Raw genomic sequence first — 19,236 nt, 5'->3', positions numbered from 1 at the left:
GCGGCCTACCGCGGTGGGACCTGACCGGCCACTTCCCCGTACGACGGTGTCCGCCCCGCCGGGGTCCGGCCGGCCCGGATCTCCGCCACCGCCTCCAGGGCCGCGCCCAGCGCCCGCCGGTACAGCAGCGAGCCGAGGCTGATCCGGCGTACGCCGGCCTCGGCGAGGCGGGAGACGGCGGGGCCGTCCGGTGAGTAGAGGATGTTGAGGGGTACGCGCACGTGGCGCACCAGGGCGGTGATCCGCCGCAGGTCGGTGAGGCCGGGGACGAACACGCCGTCCGCACCCGCCTGTTGGTAGGCGTCGAGCCGGGCGAGCGTGTCCGTGGTGTCGCCGTCGCCGAGCCAGTGGGTGTCGGTGCGGGCGTTGACGAAGAGGCCGGGGGCGGCCTCCTTGACGGCGGCGATCTTCGCCGCGTGCCGGTCGGCGGGCCCGAGTCCGTCCTCCAGGTTGATGCCGGCGACCCCGACGGCGTGCAGCTCGCGCGCGAACTGCGCCACCTCGTCCGGGTCGTCGCTGAAGCCGCCCTCGGCGTCCACGGACAACAGCCACGGCTCCGGGCCGAGAGCGCGGGCCAGCCGGAGCGTCTCCGCGCGGGTCGCCGCCGCGCCGTCGGGAAGTCCCGCGGCCGCGGCGACGCCCAGGCTCGTCGTCCCGATGGCCGGGAACCCCTGCCCGGCCAGGGCCCGCGCGGACGCGCAGTCCCAGGCGTTGGGCAGCAGGAGGGGCTCCTCGGCGTGGTGAAGGGCGGCGAAGGCGGAGTCGGCCCCCGCGTGCGGTGTCGTGTGCTTCGGACGAGCGGTCATGGGGCCACGCTAGCCAGGTGGGTCAAGACAGGATCTCGACGTACCCGTCGGTCCCGTGCACACGGATCCGCTGCCCGTCCCGGATCAGCCGGGTGGCCCGCTCCACACCCACCACGGCCGGCAAGCCGTACTCCCGGGCGATCACCGCGCCGTGGGTCATCAGGCCGCCCACCTCCGTCACCAGGCCCGCGACGGAGACGAACAGCGGCGACCAGCTGGGGTCCGTGTAGGTGGTGACCAGGATGTCGCCCGCCTGGAGATCGGCCTCCGCCATGTCGAGGATGACGCGGGCCCTCCCCTCGACGGTCCCGGCGGACACGGGCAGGCCGACCAGGGCGCCGGCCGGCACGTCGTCGCGCCGGTAGGCCCCGGTGACGGCCTCGCCGTCCGAGGTGAGCACCCGGGGCGGGGTGAGCGCCTGGTACGACCGGAACGCGTCCTCGCGCTCCCGGATGAGCCGGTCGTCCACCTGGTTCGAGCGCACGACGTCGTGGAGTTCCTGGAACGTGAGGTAGAAGATGTCCTCCTGCTCGGCGAGCACGCCCGCCCGCACGAGGCGCTCGGCCTCCTCCATCAAGGCCTGCTTGTAGACGAAGTAGCGGCAGACGATGCCGTACTTCGGATACTCCCGGTACCCGATGAAGGTGCGGACCCGGTCGATCATCCGCTTGGTCTCGTCGGCTTTCCGCTCCCCGTCGGGCAGGGCCCGCAGGCGTGCCAGCACGTCCTGTTCCTGCCGCAGCGCCTTCCGCCGGCCTTCCTCGAAGCGGCGCCCGGCGGCGCCCGGCTCGAAGTGCCTGACGTTGTCGAGGATCACGGGCACGAGCGTGCTGGGGCGCTCGCGCCAGCGCGGCCTCGTGATGTCGATCTCGCCGACGCAGCGCATGCCGTACCGGTCGAGGTAGGTCTCGATGGCGTCGCGCGCTTCGGTCCCGCCCGGGAGCTTCACCAGCTCGTCGAGGAAGCCGTCGTCCTCGACGCCCTCCAGGAACGCCACGACCTCCGGATGGGGGCGGACCACGTCCGCGACGTCGAGCAGCGCCAGTCCCATCTCCGAGGTGATGTTGTCGGGGGCGGACAGGGTGAGCGTGTCAGCCGCGTTCTTCTCGCCCAGCCACTCCTGCAGCTTGTCGTTGAGCCACCATGTGGCCTCCATCCCCGCCATGATCACCTGCATGCTGAGCGGATCACCGAGGACGCGCTTGTGCTCCTCGAAGGCCTCCAGCAGGAAGTCGAACAGCGCCGGTCCGGTCTTCGTCCGGATGTCGCGCTCCAGGGCGGCGACGGACGCCTCGCTGCGTTCGATCAGCTCGGTGACGATGGCCGGATCGGTCTCGATCGAAGCGGACGTGCGACCGCCCGAAGGCGGCCCGCCGGTGCTCGCGTCCGGGAGCGGCGGGACGAAGTCGTCGCGGTCGAGGACGGTCTCCAGCGCGTCCCTGACCAGCGGATCGCCTCTCCCCACCATGTCGAGGAGGCCGGCGCGGCTCGCGGGCGAGGCCAGGCGCCGGGTGACGTCGACGAACAGCCTCCCGCCGGCCTCCTGCATCGGCACCATGGCCGTCAGCTGCCACATGGAGAGCCCCAGCGGCTTCATGGCGTCGGTCATCATCTGCTGATGTCCGACGGAGACGTAGACGTGGTTCTCCTGGTCGCCGGTCTCGGGGACGGGGAACAGCGTCGTGATCGGCCGGCTCTGGACGATGTGGAAGTCATCGCCGTCCAGGCACCATTCGATGTCCTGCGGGCTGCCGAAGTGCGCTTCGATGCGCCGCCCGAGCCGCACCAGCCGCACGACCTGCTCATCCGTCAGCGCCGGCTGCTCCTGCCGCTGTGCGTCGATCGCCACCTCGTGCGTGCCGCCGGCCGGCAGGGCGTGCAGGGCACGCTGTTTGGCGGCGATCGTCTTCGCGACGACGTCGCCGTCGCGCACCTTGAAGACGTCCGGGTTCACCAGGCCGGAGACCAGGGCCTCGCCGAGGCCGAGGCCGGCGTCCACGGTGGCGACCTTCCGGTTGCCGGTGACGGGGTCGGCCGTGAACAGGACGCCGGACGCCTGCGGGAAGACCATCCGCTGCACGACCACGGCCATGTGGACCGTACGGTGGTCGATGCCGCCGCGCCGGCGGTAGGTCACCGCCCGCTCGGTGAACAGCGAGGCCCAGCACCGGCTGACGTGCCGGAGGACTGCCTCCTGCCCCACGACGTTCAGATACGTGTCCTGCTGGCCGGCGAAGGAGGCCGTCGGCAGGTCCTCCGCCGTCGCGCTGGACCGGACGGCGTAGGCGGCCTGTTCGCCGTGGCGGCCGAGCGCGCGGGTGATCGCCGCGGCGAGATCGTCCGGGATGGCGATGTCTTCGATGGTCCGGCGGATCTGCGCGCTGAGCGTGCGGACCGCCTCCCGGTCGTCCGGGTTCACGCGCGACAACCGGTCGAGCAGATCGTCGATCGACGGCGCTTGCGCCATGACCCGCCGGAAGGCCTCCGTCGTCACGCAGAAGCCGGCCGGTACGCGGACGCCCTCGATCCGCGAGAGCCTGCCCAGGTGCGCGCCCTTGCCTCCGACGACCGCGACCTGTGTCTCGTCGGTCTCCTGAAGATCCCGCACGTAGTGCTCAGCCATCCGACGCGTTCCCCATTTCCGCAGTGTGTGGCACAGGCCGACGATTCTGCGCCCTGACCCGGGCCTTGCGGCAAGCCCCCTGGTGCGCTATACGTTGAGAAGGGCAAGGAGAGTTCTCTCCTTGCCCTTTGCCATGTCGTCGGCGGTTTCGAAGGGTCAGCGCCTCACGTGAGCGGCGCTACCCCCACTCCCGCATCGTCCAGCCGGACCCGCGCCCCGTCCCCGTCGCTCCAGCGGACCTCGACCACCCCTGTCTCGTCCACCCGCACGGAGACCAGCTCCGCCAGCGGGAGGGGGTCGCCCTCACCCGTCAGCCGGGCCAGGGCGACGAAGAGCGTGGCGCCCTCGCCGGTGACGCCGGTGAGGGTGTCGTCGAGGCCGGCCGCGGGCAGGAGTTCGGCCCGCAGGCCCTCTCCCGCCGGCCAGCCGGTGACCCGTACCGGCGTTCCGGGCTCCGCGCCCGTCACCAGGTGTGCCCGCACCTCCGCCGCCCCGTGCGCGAGCACCACGCTCGTCACCCGGGCTCCCCCGCCCGCGGTGTGGCGCGAGGCCGCCCAGCCCTCGCCGACGCCCAGCGGTTCGATGCCGGTGCGGCTCGGGTCGTCGCCGACGAGCACGCTGTTGTCGTAGGAGGGGGACGGGGCCGTCACGGTCGAGTAGGCCAGGCGCGTGTAGTACGGGTCGTAGCGGACGTCCTCGCTGCCGTGGTTGTGCAGGCGGACCACGCCGTCGGAACGGGTGGACTGCAGCAGCCAGTTGGGCGGGCCGACGGGGGTGACGGCGTCCGCGCGTTCGGCCGGGGCCGGTTCTTCCGCCGCCGTCCACACCTCGTGGCCGGGCGGCAGGAGCAGGCCGAGGAAGCCCTTGCTCGCCCAGTACGGGGAGGCCGGGCCCGAGTAGCCCTGGAGGACGGACGCGTCGGGGCCGTGCCAGCCCAGGGAGAGCAGGCCCCGGTCGTCGACCGCGCCCCGGTCGAGGAAGTAGCGCAGTGCTCCCGAGGCCAGGCGCCGGGTCTCGCCCGGGGAGAGCGGCGTACGGCCGGTCAGCGCGCCCAGCCACAGCGGTGCCGTCGTCGCGAAGCGGTAGGTGAGGGAGCGGCCCTGGTGCATGGGGGCGCCGTCGCCGCCGAACAGGCGGGCGTAGTCGGAGAGATGGCGTTCGAGACGCGCGCCGTACAGGTCCAGCAGGCGCTCGTCCCGCTCCAGCCAGGCGTGCAGCACCGGGTAGAGGTGCATGGCCCAGCCGTTGTAGTAGTCGAACTTGCGGCCGTCGCCGTCGGTGTACCAGCCGTCGCCCAGGTACCACTGCTCGATGCGCTCCAGGCCGCGGTCGATCGCCGCGCGGGCCGCTTCCGGCTCGTGGCCGATCTCGGCCAGGAAGCCGCCCACGGTGACCGGGAACAGCTCCCAGTTGCAGGGCCAGGCCTCGGCGGTGAGCGCGTCGCCCAGCCAGGCCGCCGCCCGCTGGCGCACGCCGTCGTCCAGGCGGTCCCACAGCTGCTCCCGGGTCAGCCGCAGGGCGAGTGCGATGGACGCCGCCTCCACCAGGGGCTGGCTGCGGTCCTCGATGCGGGGCCAGACGCCCGCGACTCCGGCGGCCAGCCCGTCGGCGTAGCGTTCCAGGGCCTTCTCGTCGCGGCGGAAGGCGGCCAGCAGCAGCGTGCGGGCGTAGCCCTCCAGGCCGTCGGAGAGGCGGCCGGACCAGCTGGTGCGGTCGCCGGGCAGGTGGTAGAGCGCGCGGTCCTCGGTCGCGTACGGCTCGACGGCGGTGAGCAGGGCATCGGCCGCCGCCTCCCAGTGGGCGCGGGTGTAGCCGGTGATCGAGGAGGCCGTGCGGTCGGCGGGAGGCAGCTGCATCGCGTCTCTTTCGTGCTGGGACAGGTCGGAACAGGTGAACGGGCCGGACCTGGAGCGCCCCGGTTCCGGTCGGGGCGCCCCAGGGGTTCATCCCACCCGCACCTTGCCCTTCGGCACCAGATGCCGGGTGACGAGTTCGTCGCGGACCAGGCTCGCGTAGGCCGTGGCACCGCGCACGGAGGTGTGCGTGTTGTCCCGCTTCTCGTTGTAGAGGTAGAGGGCCTTGGAACCCTCCACACCCAGGGACTCCACGAGTGCCTTCGTCTTGGCCGTGAGGTCGATCAGCGGGACGTCCCGCTCGGCCGCGACGGAGCGCGTGACGGCCGGGTGGTCGACGCCCAGGCCGTTGACCAGGAGCGCGGTTCCGTTGTTCAGCGTGCCGTCGGGGTTGAACCAGCGCCGCACGATGGGAGTGACAAGGACCGGCTGTCCGCCCCGCTCCCGGACTCCCGCGACCAGGGTCTCCAGGTTGGCCCGGTAGGTGGCCTCGTCCGTGGTCTTGTCGTTGTGGGCGAGCTGGACGAGGACCAGGTCGCCGGGGCGGATCAGGGGCCGTACGGTGGCCCACAGCCGCGGGTTCCCCAGATACGTGACCGTACTCTCGCCGGAATCGGCGTAGTTGGCGACCGACAGGCCCTTGCCGAGGTACTGGGGCAGCTGCTGGCCCCAGCCGGAGTACGGGTCGCCGGGCTGGTCGCAGACGGTGGAGTCGCCGATCAGGAAGATCTGCCGGGCGTGCCGGGCCGGGGTGACCTTGATGCCGGCCAGCGCGGGGGCGGAACCGCCGATGCGCAGGTCGAGGCCGGCGGTTCCGTCGGGGCCGGTGGGCTCGCCCTCGGGGGTGCGGACGTTCACGGTGAAGGTGCGGGTGACGTGCTCGCCCGCCGGTGCGGCCGTCTCCGGCAGCAGGGACCGGCGGGTCTCGCCGCTGATGCTGGTGGCGGACGCGGCCTTCCCGCCCAGCACGACCCTTACGTCGTACGTGCCGGGCGGGACGTCGAAGTGGCAGGCGCCGTCGGCGCAGTGCGCGAGGCCCGGCCTTCCGCCGGCCTCGTCCGCGTGGGCGGGTACGGCGGACAGGGCGGCGCTCAGCGTCACGGCCGCCAGCGCGGCGATGGTGAAACGTCTCACTCGCAACTCCTCCGTCACGGTGACAAGGCTTGGCGGCTGAACGTATCGCCTCTGGCAAGCGCTTTCTAGACCTCGGCCCGATTTCGCGAGGATCCTGCTTCCAGGCGCGCGAAAGCCCTTTCGCGAAATCGATTCAACTGTCACTCTCGCTCTCGCCCGCAACCCCCCACCTCCCGAAGGAGGCACCCCCCATGCCCGGATCCGTGAACAGACCGGTCCGCCGCCGCGCCTTCGTCCTCGGCGCCGGCGCCGCCGCCGGCACGGCCCTCACCGGCACAGCCCTCAACGGCACGGCCCACGCGGCCGGCTTCGGCTGGAGCGACGACGGCTCGAACTACGTCGTCGACACCGGCGCCCAACTGGTCTTCAAGGTGAGCAAGTCCACCGGCGACCTGACGTCCCTGGTGTACCGGGGCACGGAGTACCAGGGCTACGGCGGCATGAACTCGCACATCGAGTCCGGCCTCGGCGCCTCCACCGTGAGCATCAGGCAGTCCGGCTCGACGATCCTGGTCTCGGTCACGCACGGCACGCTCCGGCACTACTACGCGGCCCGCAGCGGCGAGAACAACGTCTACCTGTGGACCAACAAGGCCGACACGTCCGTCTCCGCGGACCCGGTACATCGTGCGTGTGAAGAAGGGCGCGTTCCTCAACGACGAGCCCGACTCGTACACGTACGCGCCCACCGCCATCGAGGCCTCGGACGTGTTCCGCAAGTCCGACGGGCAGACCCGCTCCAAGCACTACTCCAAGCGGCGCGTCATGGACTACGACTACGTCGGCTGGTCTTCCGGCGGCGTCGGTCTGTGGATGGTGCGCAGCAACCACGAGAAGGCCTCCGGCGGCCCCTTCTACCGCTCGCTGCTGCGCCACCAGAGCGCGGACGGCGGCGGCCTGTACGAGATCCTCTACTACGGCCAGAACCAGACCGAGGACCAGCGGTTCGGCCTCCAGGGCCCGTACGTCATCGCCTTCACGGACGGCGGGGCGCCCTCGTCGGCGCTGTTCCCGGGCACGCTGACCACGCCGTGGGCCGACTCGCTCGGCATCGCCGGGTACGTGCCGGCGAGCGGCCGGGGCAAGGTGGCGGGGGTCGGGATATCCGGGCGGAACGCGGCCTACCCGTACACCGTGGGCCTCGCCAACGCGACCGCGCAGTACTGGGGTTCGGCGCGTTCCTCGGACGGTTACTTCGCAGTCACGGGTGTGCTGCCGGGCACGTACACGCTGACCGTCTACAAGGGCGAGCTGGCGGTATACACCACCTCGGTGAGCGTCTCGGCGGGCGGCACGACCACCCTGAACACGATCGCGATCCCGTCCTCCAACGACCCGTCCCACGCGAGCGCGATCTGGCGGATCGGCGACTGGAACGGCACGCCGGGCGGGTTCAAGAACGCGGACCTGATGACGTACGCGCATCCGTCCGACGCACGGGCCGCGTCCTGGACGGGGAACGTCGTCGTCGGCGACGGCGAGACCGCGGCCTTCCCCTGCTACCTCTGGAAGGACGTCAACAGCGGCATCCTGGTGTACTTCCGGCTGACGGCGGCCCAGGCGGCGGCCGCGCACACCCTGCGGATCGGGGTCACGACGGCGTACGCGAACGGCCGCCCCCAGGTGACGGTGAACGATGTCTGGACATCCGCCGTCCCCTCCCCGCCCACCCAGCCGAACACCCGGTCGCTGACCAACGGTTCCTACCGCGGCAACAACCACACGTTCACGTACAGCGTCCCGGCGTCCGCCTGGAAGACGGACCCGAGTCAGTACAACGTGCTCAGGATCGACGTGGTGAGCGGGTCGGGGGCGACCGGCTTCCTCAGTGCGGGGACGGCGGTCGACGCGATCGACCTGCTGGCGTAGCCGCCGTCACGGGGTTGTCATGTCCCGCGCGTCCACTGCTGGTTGGTGCCTCCGTTGCACGTGTACGTGATGAGCGCGGCGCCGTTGGCGGTGGACGCGCCGTTCACGTCCAGGCACTCGCCGGTCGCACGCGACTTGACGTTCACGTACGAGCCGGTGGTGGTCAGCGACCACTGCTGGCTCGTCGCGGAGGAGCAGTTCTCCTGCGTGACCGTGCTCGCGTTCTCCTGCACGCACAGGGAGCTGTTCCTGACCATCAGCTGGTAGTAACCGCTTCCGACGGACTTGAACCAGTACTTCTGGTTGGTGCCGCCGTTGCAGTCGTACTGCTTCAGTTGGGCGCCCGCCCAGAGCGACTGGCTGGTCACGTCCGCGCACTTGGAGGAGTGGCGGGCGATGAGGGTGTTGTACGTGGCGCTCGTACCGGAGACGGTCCCGGCGGCCGTGTCGACGGTGACCTCCGGCGACCAGGACATGGCCATCGTGGTGGAGTTGGAGAAGGTCAGCGGCAGCCAGACGTACCGCGAGTCGTTGACGGTCCCGCCGAAGGAGTTGCCCCAGCGGTCGCCCAGGTAGAGGTACGAGGTGCCCGAACTGCCCTGTACCGGAAGGACGTAGGCGGTCTGCGAGCCGTACCCCGTCGAGTCGCCGATGTTCTTCATGGCCGACCAGGGTCCGGCGATGTTCGTGGCCGTGGCGTACTGCTGCTGGTTGGGGTTCCAGCCCGTGGCGCCCGAGGTCAGCATGAAGTACACGCCGCCCCGCTTGAACAGGGCCGGGGCCTCGCGGTGGCCGCCCGGCCAGGGGTTGGCGACCAGGCTCGCGATACCGGTGTAGTCGGCGGTGAGGCGGTAGATCTGGAGGTCGTAGTTCTCGCGGGCGGCGGAGATCATGTACCCGGCGCCGTCGGTGTCGACGAAGACCGTGATGTCGCGGGACATGTGCTGGCCGAGCGGACGGAAGCTGCCCTTCCAGGTGTAGTTTCCGTCGACGGTGTCGGAGACGGCCACGGCCGCGCGGGCTTCGCTGTAGTCGGTGCCGTTCTCCTTGTGCATCCACATCACGAACTTGCCGGTGGACGCGTTGTACATGACCTTCGGCCGCTCGATGTTGGCGGTCGCCAGCTCCGGGTCGCTGGCCTCGGTCAGGACGTGGTTGCGGAACTCCCAGTTCTTCAGGTCGGTCGAGCGGTAGGCGTCGACGTACCGGAAGGTGTTGTCGGCGTTGCGGTGCTCGCCGAACCAGTAGTAGTACGAGCCGACCTTGAGGACCCCGCCGCCGTGCGCGTGGACCGGGTTGCCGGAGGTGTCCGTGAACTGGGTGCCGTTGGTGAGGGTCTGGGGTGCGGCCTGAGCGGGGCCGGCGGTGGCGAGGGCGCCGAACAGGCCCAGGCACAGGGCGAGGAGGAGCGCGTACGCGCGTCTCATCTCAGTCACCCGCCTTCACGGTGTCGGCGACCGGGATGCCGAAGTCCGGGGTGCCGTCCGGCTTCCAGCCGAGCTTCTGGACGCGGGTGTGGCGGTTGGGGTCGTTCAGCGGGTCGCCGTTGATCTCCTTGTACTGGCGGGCGTGGTAGACGAGGACGTCGGTGCGGCCGTCCTCGGCGACGGTGAAGCAGTTGTGGCCGGGGCCGTACTGCTTGGTGGTGTCGTTGCTGGTGAAGACCGGCGTCGGCGACTTGGACCAGCTCATCGGGTCCAGGAGGTGACTGTCGGCGTCGGCGGTCAGCAGGCCCATGCAGTAGTTGAAGTCGGTGGCGCTGGCCGAGTAGGTCATGAAGAGGCGGCCGTTGCGCTTGATGACGTACGGGCCCTCGTTGACCTTGAAGCCGATGCACTCCCAGTCGTACTCGGGGGTGGAGAGCCGCACCTGCGGGCCCTTCAGGGTCCAGGGGTTCGCCATCTCGGACAGGAAGATGCCGGTGTTGTTGTCCAGTCCGGGCTCGTGCTGCGCCCAGGCGAGGTAGCGCTTGCCCCGGTGGGTGAAGGTGGTGGCGTCCAGGGAGAACGTCTCCCAGGCCGTCTTCACCTGGCCCTTCTCCACCCAGGTGCCCTTGAACGGGTTGGGATGGGCGTTCTCCAGCACCCATATGCGGATCGCCCAGACATCCTCCGCGGGCGCGGAGGCGAAGTAGATGTACCACTTGCCGCCGATGCGGTGCAGTTCCGGCGCCCAGATGTGGGCGCCCATGTTGCCCGTGGGGTGGGCGCGCCAGATCACGGACTCGTCGGCCGTACCCAGGCCGTTCAGGGTGCGGGAGCGGCGCAGGATGATGCGGTCGTACTCGGGGGCGGTGGCGGTGAAGTAGTAGAAACCGTCCTTGTGCCGGTTGATGTGCGGGTCGGCCCGGTTGCGGACGAGCGGGTTCACGAAGGGAGCCGGCTTCGGGGGCCGGGTCTGGGTGGCGGCCTGGGCCACACCCGGGACGGCGGGGACGGCGGCCAGGGCACCGGCGGCTGCGGCGCCCTTCAGCAGCAGCCTGCGGCTGGGGGGTTCGGGCAGAGCGTGGTCGCGGTCGCGGCTCATGCGGTGGGGCCTGCCTCTCACTGGGGGACACACGGCGTTGTCCGATGCGTCGCCTGATACATCGCCTGATGCGTCGTCTGGCATTTCGAACACCATCTGTCATTACGAACGCCGAAAAGGTAAGGGTGTGCCCCCGGGAGGTCAACGGGTCTGACGGGACGAAGAGAGACGGCTGCGAGAAAGGGGGCAACCTTTCCGGCCCCGGCGACGACTGGTGGGTCGAAAGCGCGTTTCCCTGAACCACGTAAGGACGCAACCGTGGCATCCCATTCCCGCCGCCGTCCCCTCCGCAAGCGGCGCACGGCCCTCGTCCTCGCCGTCGCCGTGGCAGCGGTGGGAGTTCTGCTCTCCCTGGTGATCGCACTCCGCCCCGACGACGAGCCGAACGCCGGGGTGCGAGCCGCTGCGGAGCCCGCCGCCGCCAACCGGTCGAGTGCCCCGGCGGCGACACAGGAGCGGAAGGCCGAACCGAGCCCGAAGCAGAAGCCGAAGCCGAAGCCGTCCAAGGCGTCCCCGACGCCGACCGCGACCACCCCGTCGAAGCGCCCCTCGCCCACCAGCGCCCCGCGGTCCTCACCGCGGCCGGCGTCCGGCACGGCACCGCTGGCGGGGCGCATCCAGCCCCAGGCCACCTACAAGGGGGTCGCCACCCACTACGACGCCGCGGACGGCAACGGCGCCTGTCTCTACGGCCCGAGCCCCGACCTCATGGTCGCGGCGATGAACCACACCGACTACGAGACGTCCAAGGCGTGCGGGGCGTACATCCTCGTCCGCGCGGCGAACGGCGCCTCCGTCACGGTCCGGATCACCAACGAATGCCCGCTGCCCTGCGCCCCCGGGCAGCTCGACCTCAGCAAAGAGGCCTTCGCCAAGCTCGCCGGCCTCTCCGCCGGCCGGATCCCGGTCACCTGGAGCCTGCTGAGCCCCGGCACGTCCGACACCGTCTCGATCCGCTACAAGACCGGCTCCAGCAGCCACTGGTGCGGCATCCAGGCACTCGGCCACCGCAACCCGCTGGCCCGCCTGGAGGTGAAGACCGGCAGCGGCTGGAGCCGGCTGACCCGGACCGAGTACAACTACTTCCTCTCCCCCTCCGGTACGGGCTGCGGCGGCCCCCTGAGGCTCACCGACATCTACGGCGAACAGCTCACCGTCGAGGGCGTCCCGATCCGCCCGGACGTCAAACAGTCGACGCGGGTGCAGTTCGCCCGGCACTGAGCGGTCGGACGGCAACCGCCGATTTTCTGTTATCGGCCGCCCGCCCCCGCGTCTCCTCTCCCGTGCGCAGTCTCACTCACACCACAGCAGCGGCCGCCGGTGTCCTCGCGGCGGTCGCCTCCCTGCTCGCCGCTCCCCCGGCGGTGGCCGCCGGTCCCCGGGACGTCACCGCCGACGTGCTGGCCGACCGGGACGTGACGCTCGGCGGTGACACGGTCGTCACCGTGCCGCCGGGGACGACGACGTACGACGGCGTGTTCCGCGGTGAGGGCACGCTCACAGTGCGCGGCAGCGGGACCCTGGTCCTCACCAAGGACAGCGACTTCACGCTCCCGGAGTCCCGGCGGCGGCAGCGGGTGCGGACGCCGGGCGGGAACCACCCGTACGTCACCGTCGCCAATCCGGACCCGCCGGCGGTCACGGTGGAGCGCGGTGCGACGCTGCAGTACGGCGACGGCGGCACGACGGGGCTGATCGGCCACTTCCCGTACGACACCCCGGCGTTCCGCCTCAACCAGGACAACATCCGGGTCGACGGCACGCTGCGGCTGTCGCTGACGAGCGCGTACAACCTGGGCACCATCAGTGGCTCCGGGCTGATCACCCAGCCGAGGTTCCTGTGGGGCACCTGGGACCTGTCGGGCACCCACTCCTTCTCCGGGGTGATCGACAACGGCACGCAGCTCAACGCGGGCCGCCCGGAGTACGCGACGTCGCTCCCGAACGTCCGCAAGGTCCTCAACCAGGGCACCTGGACCGTCGACACGCCGCTCGGCCGGACCGTCACGATGGGCATGGACTTCTACCAGCGCGAGTACGGCAGCGACATCAACGTCCAGTCGCGGCCCGGCAGCAAGGTGATCCTCACCGGCCAGTACAGCTGGTCGGACCAGGGCGGCGACAGAGACCCGTCGCTCAGCGACCCGGCCCTCAACTGGACGCCCGCCCGCAAGAACGTCAACAAGCGCGGCACCAACATCAAGGGCGCGAACGTCCAGTGGGGCGACGGCACGACCGACAAGATCTTCATGCCGGGCACCGCCGAGACGGTCTACATCAACCTCCTGGCCGCCCGCTCCCGTTCCCGTCTCACCTTCGACTACGACGGTCCGGTGACGCTCGGCGCCCCCATCGGCGGCGGCGTGTTCCACGACACCCTCTCGGCCCCCGGCGCCGGCGACATCGTCATCGCCGGAACCCCCGGCAACGACGTGACCTTCGCGGCCGTCCAGTACTACGACGGCTCCACGACGGTGGAGAAGGGCGCGGTGCTCCGGCTGGGCAGCGGGAAGCGGGGCGGGGACAGCGGGCTGTACACGGCGGGCGGCCACTACAAGGTCGTCAACGACGGCTCACTCGTCCTGCGCAACACGAAGCGGCCTCTCGCCCTCTCCCGCATCGGCGGCAGCGGCTCGCTCACCCAGGCGGGAGCCGCCACGACGACGCTGACGGGTCCCGCCGTCACGTACACCGGGACGACCACCGTCTCCAAGGGCACGCTGGCTCTCCGGAAGGGCGCCACGCTCACTCGCAGCAAGGCCATACGGCTCGCAGCGGCCGGAGCGCGGCTGGACACGGGCCCGGCTGGTCTGCGCGTCGCGACCACACTCACCGGCAAGGGCACGGTCGCGGGAGCGGTGACGAACGACGGTGCCGTGACGACCGGCCTCACCGTGAACGGCGGCTACACACAGAGCTCCAAGGGCACCCTCGTGCTGCGGGACGAGCCGTTGAAGGTGACGGGGCCCGTGCGGCTGGCCGGGGATCTCGACGTCTCGGCCCTCGGAGGCCGGGGCCGGCCGGCTCGTGAGGTCACCGTCCTCGACCACAGGGGAGACGGCAGGATCTCGGGAACGTTCGAGGGGCTGCGGCAGGGCGCCCGCCTGAAGCTCGGTGACACCACCTATCGCATCGACTACCGGGCGGGAGACGGGAACGACGTGGCTCTGACCGCGAAGACCGCCCCGAGCCCCTCCCCCACCGCGCCCGGGGCGTCCGCGTCCGGCCCCGTGGCGCCCCGGAGCGCCGGCGCGTCGGACGACGTCGGCTTCGGCTGGTGGCCGTACGCGCTCGGGCTGGCGCTCGTCGTCAGCCTCGCCGTGCCGGTGGTGACGCGGCGCGGCCGCCGGCACCGTGGCGGTGGCCGGCACGCGGGCCGCGCGCGGCGGTGAGGCTCACAGCTCGGACTCGCCCCATGACGTGACGACCGCGTGGTCGCCGACGGACACCCGGCCGGGCCGCAGCACGGCGAACTTCGCGCCGAAGGCGACGCCGCCCTCGCGGGCCCGCCGGTAGCCGGCGAGAGTACGCAGGGGTTCGGGGCCCGCCCTGGTCCCGGACTCCTGCTCGACCAGGGTGACGGCGCAGCGGATGGCGAGCTTGGCATAGCCCAGTTCCGTGTCGCCAAGGCGGATGCGGCGGGCGCGGTCCTCGGTGTGCGGTTCGTCCCAGCCGTCGGGTGCGTGCCCGCCGTCGAGCACGATGTTGGGGCGGAAGCGGTTCATGGGCAGCGGGCTCGCGCCGCGTTCGCCCAGTTTGCGGTTGAAGAGGCCGAGGGTGGAGCGCGAGATGATGTGCAGCGCGCAGCTGTCGGCGTAGCCGGAGGTGCCGGGTGTCATGCCGTCGGTCACCCGGTCGTGTTCCGGCGGTACGCGCACCAGCCGGCTCGGGGCGCGCAGCACCTCCGAGAGCCAGTCGGCTGCCGTGTCGCCCTGGTCGATGCCCTGGTAAGCGGTTCCGAACAGGTCCACTTTCCGGCGGGTGCCGGTGGTGTCCACCCGGAGGTGCAGGTCCTCGGTCCCCGGCGCACCGAGCGTGAGGCGCGCGCCGTCGGCGCTGACGGCCGGCCGGATGACGGCCAGCCGGGGATCCCGGCGCTGGGTCCGGTACACGCCTTCCTCGCTGACGACCATGAAGCTGCGGTCGTGCGCCAGTCCGGCGGGGGTCAGCAGTGCCTCGGCCGCCGATGTCCCGGCGCATCCCTTGACGGGGTAGTACGACAACTCGACGACGCGGGCCATGCTCTTCCCTTCTCCCGGCGGTGAGCCTCACACATCCGCGTCAGCGGCCGCTCGGCGCCTCCGGGAACCCGAGCTGGGGAGCCAGCAGCCGGGCCTCGGCCGCCCAGTCGGCGAGGAAGGCCAGGGTCAGGCCGCGTTCGCGGTAGCGGAGTCCCGCGGGGACGGCGCCCTGCCCTCCGTAGGCCGGCTGCTCGCCGTCCGCCCGGGCGAGCATCAGTGCGGTGAGCCAGTCGTACTTCACGGCGGAGGCGCACACGCCGAGCCGTACGAGCCGTTCGTCGCCGCGCCAACCTCCCTCGCGCAGGCCCTGCACGTACGCGTCGTACGCCGCTTTGGCCAGGCCGGGGAGGTCGGCGGCGGGGACGAACAGGTCGAAGACGGAGTCGGGGAGGTAGTTGCCGAGGTCCTCGCCGAGCGCGCCGTCCCCGGCGAACGCCCAGTCGAACACGACACTGTGGCGGCCGTCGGAGCGGACGTTGGCCGGCCACTGGTCGAGATGGCAGAAGGCTCGTGGCAGTGACTCCATGACCGTGAGGAACCACTCGCGGTCGTGGCGGAGTCGGACCATGTCCTCGCGCAGGCCCGCCGGGAAGTGCTCCCGGACCAGGGGGTGTTGCCAGGCCTCGTCGTCGTCGAGGAGGTCCTGGCCCGTCGTCTTGCCGGCCGTGTAGTCGCGCAGGAAGCGCTGCGACAGCCATGGCCGGTCCTCCCCGGCACCCACCGCGCCCTGCGCGGCACCCAGCCGGTGCGCGTGCTCGACGTGCCGGGCGAGCGGCCAGGCCGTCGCCGGTTCGCCCGGTACGTCCTCCAGCCACAAGGCCAGGTCACCGTCGGCACGTTCGACGCAGGCCAGCAGCCGGGGCGCGCGGATGCCGTGCCGCTGCCAGGCCTGGGCGAGCCCCGACTGGTAGACGTACGCCTCCCGGCGCCAGAAGTTCCAGTGCCGGGGGTCGTTGGAGGCGGCCCAGGTGACGCTGGTCTCCTTCGTCCGCGTCAGCACCTTCAGGACGGCCGACCGGCCGCCGGCGGTGACCCGCCAGACCCCGGCCGTGACGCCGTTCCACGGGTTGTGCGTGAGCGGCTCGAACACCGCCTTCTCCGCCGGGACTCCCAGGACCTCACGTACTTCGGCATCAGCGACAGCGACCTCGGGCATGCCCCGAATGCTATGCCCGCCGGGAACCCGGCGCCTCCGTCTTGTCCTTGCGTCCCCGCAGCCACACGTACACCGGGATCCCGGCGAAGAGGAACAGCACTCCCTGGTAGACGGCGGCGTATCCGGCGCCCGCGATCAGCCAGAACGAGAAGCCGAAGGAGAGGACGGCGACGATCAGGTCGCGGACCAGGCCGGCGGGGCGGACGCGTTCGCGGGTGCCGCGGGCCAGCCAGTACAGCTGGGCGGCGGCCGACAGCAGGTACGGCACGCAGCCGGTGAACGTGGTGATCAGGACGAGGACGCGGAACGTGGTGTCCGGGCCCGCCGTGTAGTTGAGGGCGATGAGGAGCGTGCCGAGGACCGCGCAGGCCCAGACGCCGAAGCCGGGCACGCCGCCCTTGCCCACCCGGCCGAAGGGCGCGGGGAAGAGACCGTCGCGGGCGGCGGCGTACGGCATCTGCGCGGCCATGAGGATCCAGCCGTTGAGGCAGCCGGTGATCGAGACGACGGCGACCAGGGCGATGGCCGTGCCGCCCCAGGAGCTGCCGGTGAGGGCGTTCACCGCGTCGGCGAACGGGGCGCCCGAGTCGACGAGCCGGCCGTGCGGGACGAGGCCGAACACGGCGACCGTGCCCAGGATGTAGACCAGGGCCGAGGCCAGGGTGCCGAGGACGCTCGCCCGGGCGACCGTGCGCTCGGGGTCGCGGACCTCACCGGCGCTGACGGCGGCCGACTCGACGCCGAGGAAGCTGTACAGCAGCAGCGCGGCGGAGGCGGCCAGCGCGCCGGAGACGCTCTGGCCGGAGGCGTTGAACGGGCCGAAGTTGTCCGCGTCGACGAAGAACAGGCCGATGCTGGCCAGCAGGAGCAGCGGCACGAACTTCAGGACGGTGGAGACGACCTGCACCGCGCCGACCCAGCGGGTGCCCGCGAAGTTGGCGGCGGCGGGCAGCCACAGGGCGGCCATGGCGACGGCGGCCTGGAGGACGTGGTTGCCGTGCAGGGGTATCAGGACGTCGACGTAGCCGACGACCGCGACGGCCAGGGCGGCGATGCTGACCCAGCACATCGTCCAGTACGACCAGGCCGACAGGAACCCGGCGAAATCGCCGAACGCGTCCCGCGGGTACACGTACAGCCCGCCCGTGACCGGGCTGCGCCGCGCCAGCTTGCCGAAGAGCAGCGCGAGGGCGACCGCACCGACCGAGAGCACGACGAAGGCGAGCAGGCTGATCGTGCCGTAGGGGGCGACGGTGGCGGGCAGGGCGAAGATGCCGCCGCCGATGATGTTGCCCATGACGAGGGCCGTGGCGGCGGCCAGGCCGAAGGTGCGGCGCGGTGGGGGCGCCGGGGCCGGATCGACGGGTTCGGCGGTCTCGGCGGGGGTGGGGACGGTCATGGGCGTTCCTGACGAGCGGAGAGGGGGAGGCCGTGATCGTAACCCGCTGTCCCACATGTTGGGCGACCTGTTCATGGAGTGGACACAATCGGCTGGGGTCCGCCGCCGGATCTGGACTACGGTCGTCCGTATGACCAGTACCCTCACCCTCGCCGAAGCCCTCACCGCCGGGACGGTCGTCCTCGACGGCGGCCTGTCCAACCAGCTCGAGTCGGCCGGGCACGACCTGAGCGACGAGCTGTGGTCGGCGCGGCTGCTCGCGCAGCAGCCGGAGGCGATCACCGAGGCGCACCTCGCCTACTTCCGGGCGGGCGCGGACGTGGCGATCACGGCCAGCTACCAGGCCACGTTCGAGGGCTTCGCCAAGCACGGCATCGACCACGACCGTGCAGCGGAACTCATGGCGCTGAGCGTCGAGTTGGCGCGGGACGCGGCCCGCCTGGCCCGTGTCTCCCGCCCGTTGTGGGTGGCGGCCTCGGCCGGCCCGTACGGGGCGATGCTCGCGGACGGTTCCGAGTACCGGGGGCGCTACGGCCTCACGGTCGACGAGCTGGAGCGCTTCCACCGTCCCCGCCTGGAGGTGCTGGCCGCCGCCCGTCCCGACGTCCTCGCCCTGGAGACGGTCCCCGACGCCGACGAGGCCACCGCCCTGCTGCGCGCGGTGCGCGGGCTCGGGGTGCCGGCCTGGCTGACGTACTCCGTCGCCGGTGGCCGCACGCGCGCCGGGCAGCCGCTGGAGGAGGCCTTCGCCCTGGCCGCCGACGCGGACGAGGTGATCGCCGTGGGCGTGAACTGCTGCGCGCCCGAGGACGCGGACGACGCCGCCGCGATCGCGGCCCGGGTCACCGGCAAGCCGGTCGTCGTCTACCCCAACAGCGGTGAGACCTGGGACGCCGACGCCCGTGCCTGGACCGGCCGGGCCACCTTCACCGCCGGCCAGGTGCAGGGCTGGCAGCGGTCCGGCGCCCGCCTGATCGGCGGCTGCTGCCGGGTGGGCCCGGAGGCGATCTCGGGCATCGCCGGGCTCAGCTCGTCTTCGTCACCCCGGAGTACAACCACAGCAGGTCCGGCGTACTGAAGAACGCCGCCGACCACCTGCACGCGGAGTGGCCGGACCTCGTCATGTCGGCCGCGGTCTCCTGACGAGCCGTGTAGGCGGCGGGGGTGAGGCCGGTGTGGTGGCGGAAGAACCGGCCGAAGTTCGCTGCGTCGGTGAAGCCGAGGTGAGCGGCGACCGCGTGGGCGGTCCACCGGGCGTGACCGAGGAGGCGGCGCGCTTCGCGTATGTCGAAGCGCGTGGCGAGGTGACGCTCAGCGAGGACCTGGGCGAGCTCCTCGACGTCGCCACCCGGGCCGGCGCCCGGCACATGGGCGCGGACCAGGCCGAGGACTTCGGCAAGCGCAACGCCGTCCCCGGCGAACTCGTCGTCCGCCTGCGCCCCGCCAAGGTCATCACCTACGGCGGCATCAGCGACTGACGACCACCCGGCCGCTCGCCACGACCGCCTCGCGCGCTCCGGAGCCACGTTCGGCGATTGAGCCCTCCTCAGGTCCTCCCTCAGGGGGTGCTCCCTCATCCGCAGGGCGGATACGGTCCACCGCAGCGGACGAGGTGCGGCCGCCATGTCC

At 71.7% G+C, this 19,236-nt stretch carries 13 protein-coding genes and 3 pseudogenes; 6 read left to right on the top strand and 10 right to left on the bottom strand.

Features of this window, described 5'->3' with window-relative positions; all coding sequences use genetic code 11:
* Positions 1-5: 5 nt before the first annotated feature.
* The 4 genes from ABZ192_RS13955 to ABZ192_RS13940 all read right to left on the bottom strand — a co-directional run bounded on the left by ABZ192_RS13955 (position 6) and on the right by ABZ192_RS13940 (position 6,416).
* Entirely contained in the window at positions 6-806 is an 801-nt protein-coding gene (locus tag ABZ192_RS13955; protein WP_356924721.1) for an isocitrate lyase/phosphoenolpyruvate mutase family protein, read from the bottom strand.
* Between the two features lie 22 nt (positions 807-828).
* The gene (gene rph / locus ABZ192_RS13950) at positions 829-3,429 is read right to left on the bottom strand and encodes a rifamycin-inactivating phosphotransferase (protein WP_356924720.1); all 2,601 of its coding nucleotides are present in this window, start codon (positions 3,427-3,429) and stop codon (positions 829-831) included.
* A gap of 164 nt (positions 3,430-3,593) precedes the next feature.
* Positions 3,594-5,285: a DUF2264 domain-containing protein gene (locus ABZ192_RS13945; protein ID WP_356924719.1), complete on the bottom strand. Its 1,692-nt coding sequence runs from the start codon at positions 5,283-5,285 to the stop codon at positions 3,594-3,596.
* Between the two features lie 87 nt (positions 5,286-5,372).
* Complete coding sequence (locus ABZ192_RS13940; RefSeq protein WP_356924718.1) at positions 5,373-6,416, bottom strand: rhamnogalacturonan acetylesterase; 1,044 nt, start codon at positions 6,414-6,416, stop codon at positions 5,373-5,375.
* A 191-nt stretch (positions 6,417-6,607) separates the two neighbouring features.
* Between ABZ192_RS13940 and ABZ192_RS13935 the strand changes: the two are divergent.
* Positions 6,608-8,285, top strand: a pseudogene (locus ABZ192_RS13935) (rhamnogalacturonan lyase B N-terminal domain-containing protein).
* A 17-nt stretch (positions 8,286-8,302) separates the two neighbouring features.
* Here ABZ192_RS13935 and ABZ192_RS13930 read toward each other — a convergent pair.
* Positions 8,303-9,712, bottom strand: a complete 1,410-nt coding sequence (locus ABZ192_RS13930; RefSeq protein WP_356924840.1) for an RICIN domain-containing protein — start codon at positions 9,710-9,712, stop codon at positions 8,303-8,305.
* 1 nt (position 9,713) lies between these two features.
* Positions 9,714-10,811 carry a glycoside hydrolase family 43 protein gene (locus ABZ192_RS13925; protein WP_356924717.1) on the bottom strand — a complete coding sequence of 366 codons (1,098 nt, stop codon included), beginning with the start codon at positions 10,809-10,811 and terminating at the stop codon, positions 9,714-9,716.
* A 258-nt stretch (positions 10,812-11,069) separates the two neighbouring features.
* Here ABZ192_RS13925 and ABZ192_RS13920 point away from each other — a divergent pair, with 258 nt between their 5' ends.
* Entirely contained in the window at positions 11,070-12,032 is a 963-nt protein-coding gene (locus ABZ192_RS13920; protein WP_356924716.1) for an expansin EXLX1 family cellulose-binding protein, read from the top strand.
* A gap of 62 nt (positions 12,033-12,094) precedes the next feature.
* Entirely contained in the window at positions 12,095-14,203 is a 2,109-nt protein-coding gene (locus ABZ192_RS13915) for an autotransporter-associated beta strand repeat-containing protein (protein WP_356924715.1), read from the top strand.
* 3 nt (positions 14,204-14,206) lie between these two features.
* Here the strand turns inward: ABZ192_RS13915 and ABZ192_RS13910 are convergent, their stop codons facing one another.
* From ABZ192_RS13910 to ABZ192_RS13900, 3 genes are read right to left on the bottom strand one after another with little or no spacing between them, the layout of a single operon-like run.
* The gene (locus ABZ192_RS13910) at positions 14,207-15,052 is read right to left on the bottom strand and encodes an MOSC N-terminal beta barrel domain-containing protein (RefSeq protein WP_356924714.1); all 846 of its coding nucleotides are present in this window, start codon (positions 15,050-15,052) and stop codon (positions 14,207-14,209) included.
* A 40-nt stretch (positions 15,053-15,092) separates the two neighbouring features.
* Complete coding sequence (locus tag ABZ192_RS13905; protein WP_356924713.1) at positions 15,093-16,208, bottom strand: aminoglycoside phosphotransferase; 1,116 nt, start codon at positions 16,206-16,208, stop codon at positions 15,093-15,095.
* 10 nt (positions 16,209-16,218) lie between these two features.
* Positions 16,219-17,607 carry an amino acid permease gene (locus ABZ192_RS13900; RefSeq protein WP_356924712.1) on the bottom strand — a complete coding sequence of 463 codons (1,389 nt, stop codon included), beginning with the start codon at positions 17,605-17,607 and terminating at the stop codon, positions 16,219-16,221.
* 130 nt (positions 17,608-17,737) lie between these two features.
* On the opposite strand from ABZ192_RS13900, the gene mmuM reads away from it, so the two are divergent.
* Complete coding sequence (mmuM, locus tag ABZ192_RS13895; protein ID WP_356924711.1) at positions 17,738-18,685, top strand: homocysteine S-methyltransferase; 948 nt, start codon at positions 17,738-17,740, stop codon at positions 18,683-18,685.
* Positions 18,673-18,750, top strand: a pseudogene (locus ABZ192_RS13890) (hypothetical protein); the annotation flags it as partial. The gene mmuM and the pseudogene ABZ192_RS13890, both read left to right, overlap by 13 nt.
* Here the strand turns inward: ABZ192_RS13890 and ABZ192_RS13885 are convergent.
* Positions 18,750-18,887 (bottom strand): annotated as a pseudogene (locus ABZ192_RS13885) (helix-turn-helix domain-containing protein); the annotation flags it as partial. The pseudogenes ABZ192_RS13890 and ABZ192_RS13885 overlap by 1 nt on opposite strands.
* Here ABZ192_RS13885 and ABZ192_RS13880 point away from each other — a divergent pair.
* A complete protein-coding gene (locus tag ABZ192_RS13880) occupies positions 18,831-19,085 on the top strand; it encodes a hypothetical protein (RefSeq protein ID WP_356924852.1) in 255 nt (84 codons plus the stop codon). The pseudogene ABZ192_RS13885 and the gene ABZ192_RS13880 sit on opposite strands and share 57 nt — an antisense overlap.
* Positions 19,086-19,236: the final 151 nt, after the last annotated feature.

It is taken from the genome of Streptomyces sp. NPDC006235, assembly GCF_040613735.1.
Classification (GTDB): domain Bacteria; phylum Actinomycetota; class Actinomycetes; order Streptomycetales; family Streptomycetaceae; genus Streptomyces.
Note: the sequence above shows the minus strand (reverse complement) of the source record. Positions and strands in the feature narration are given on the sequence as shown.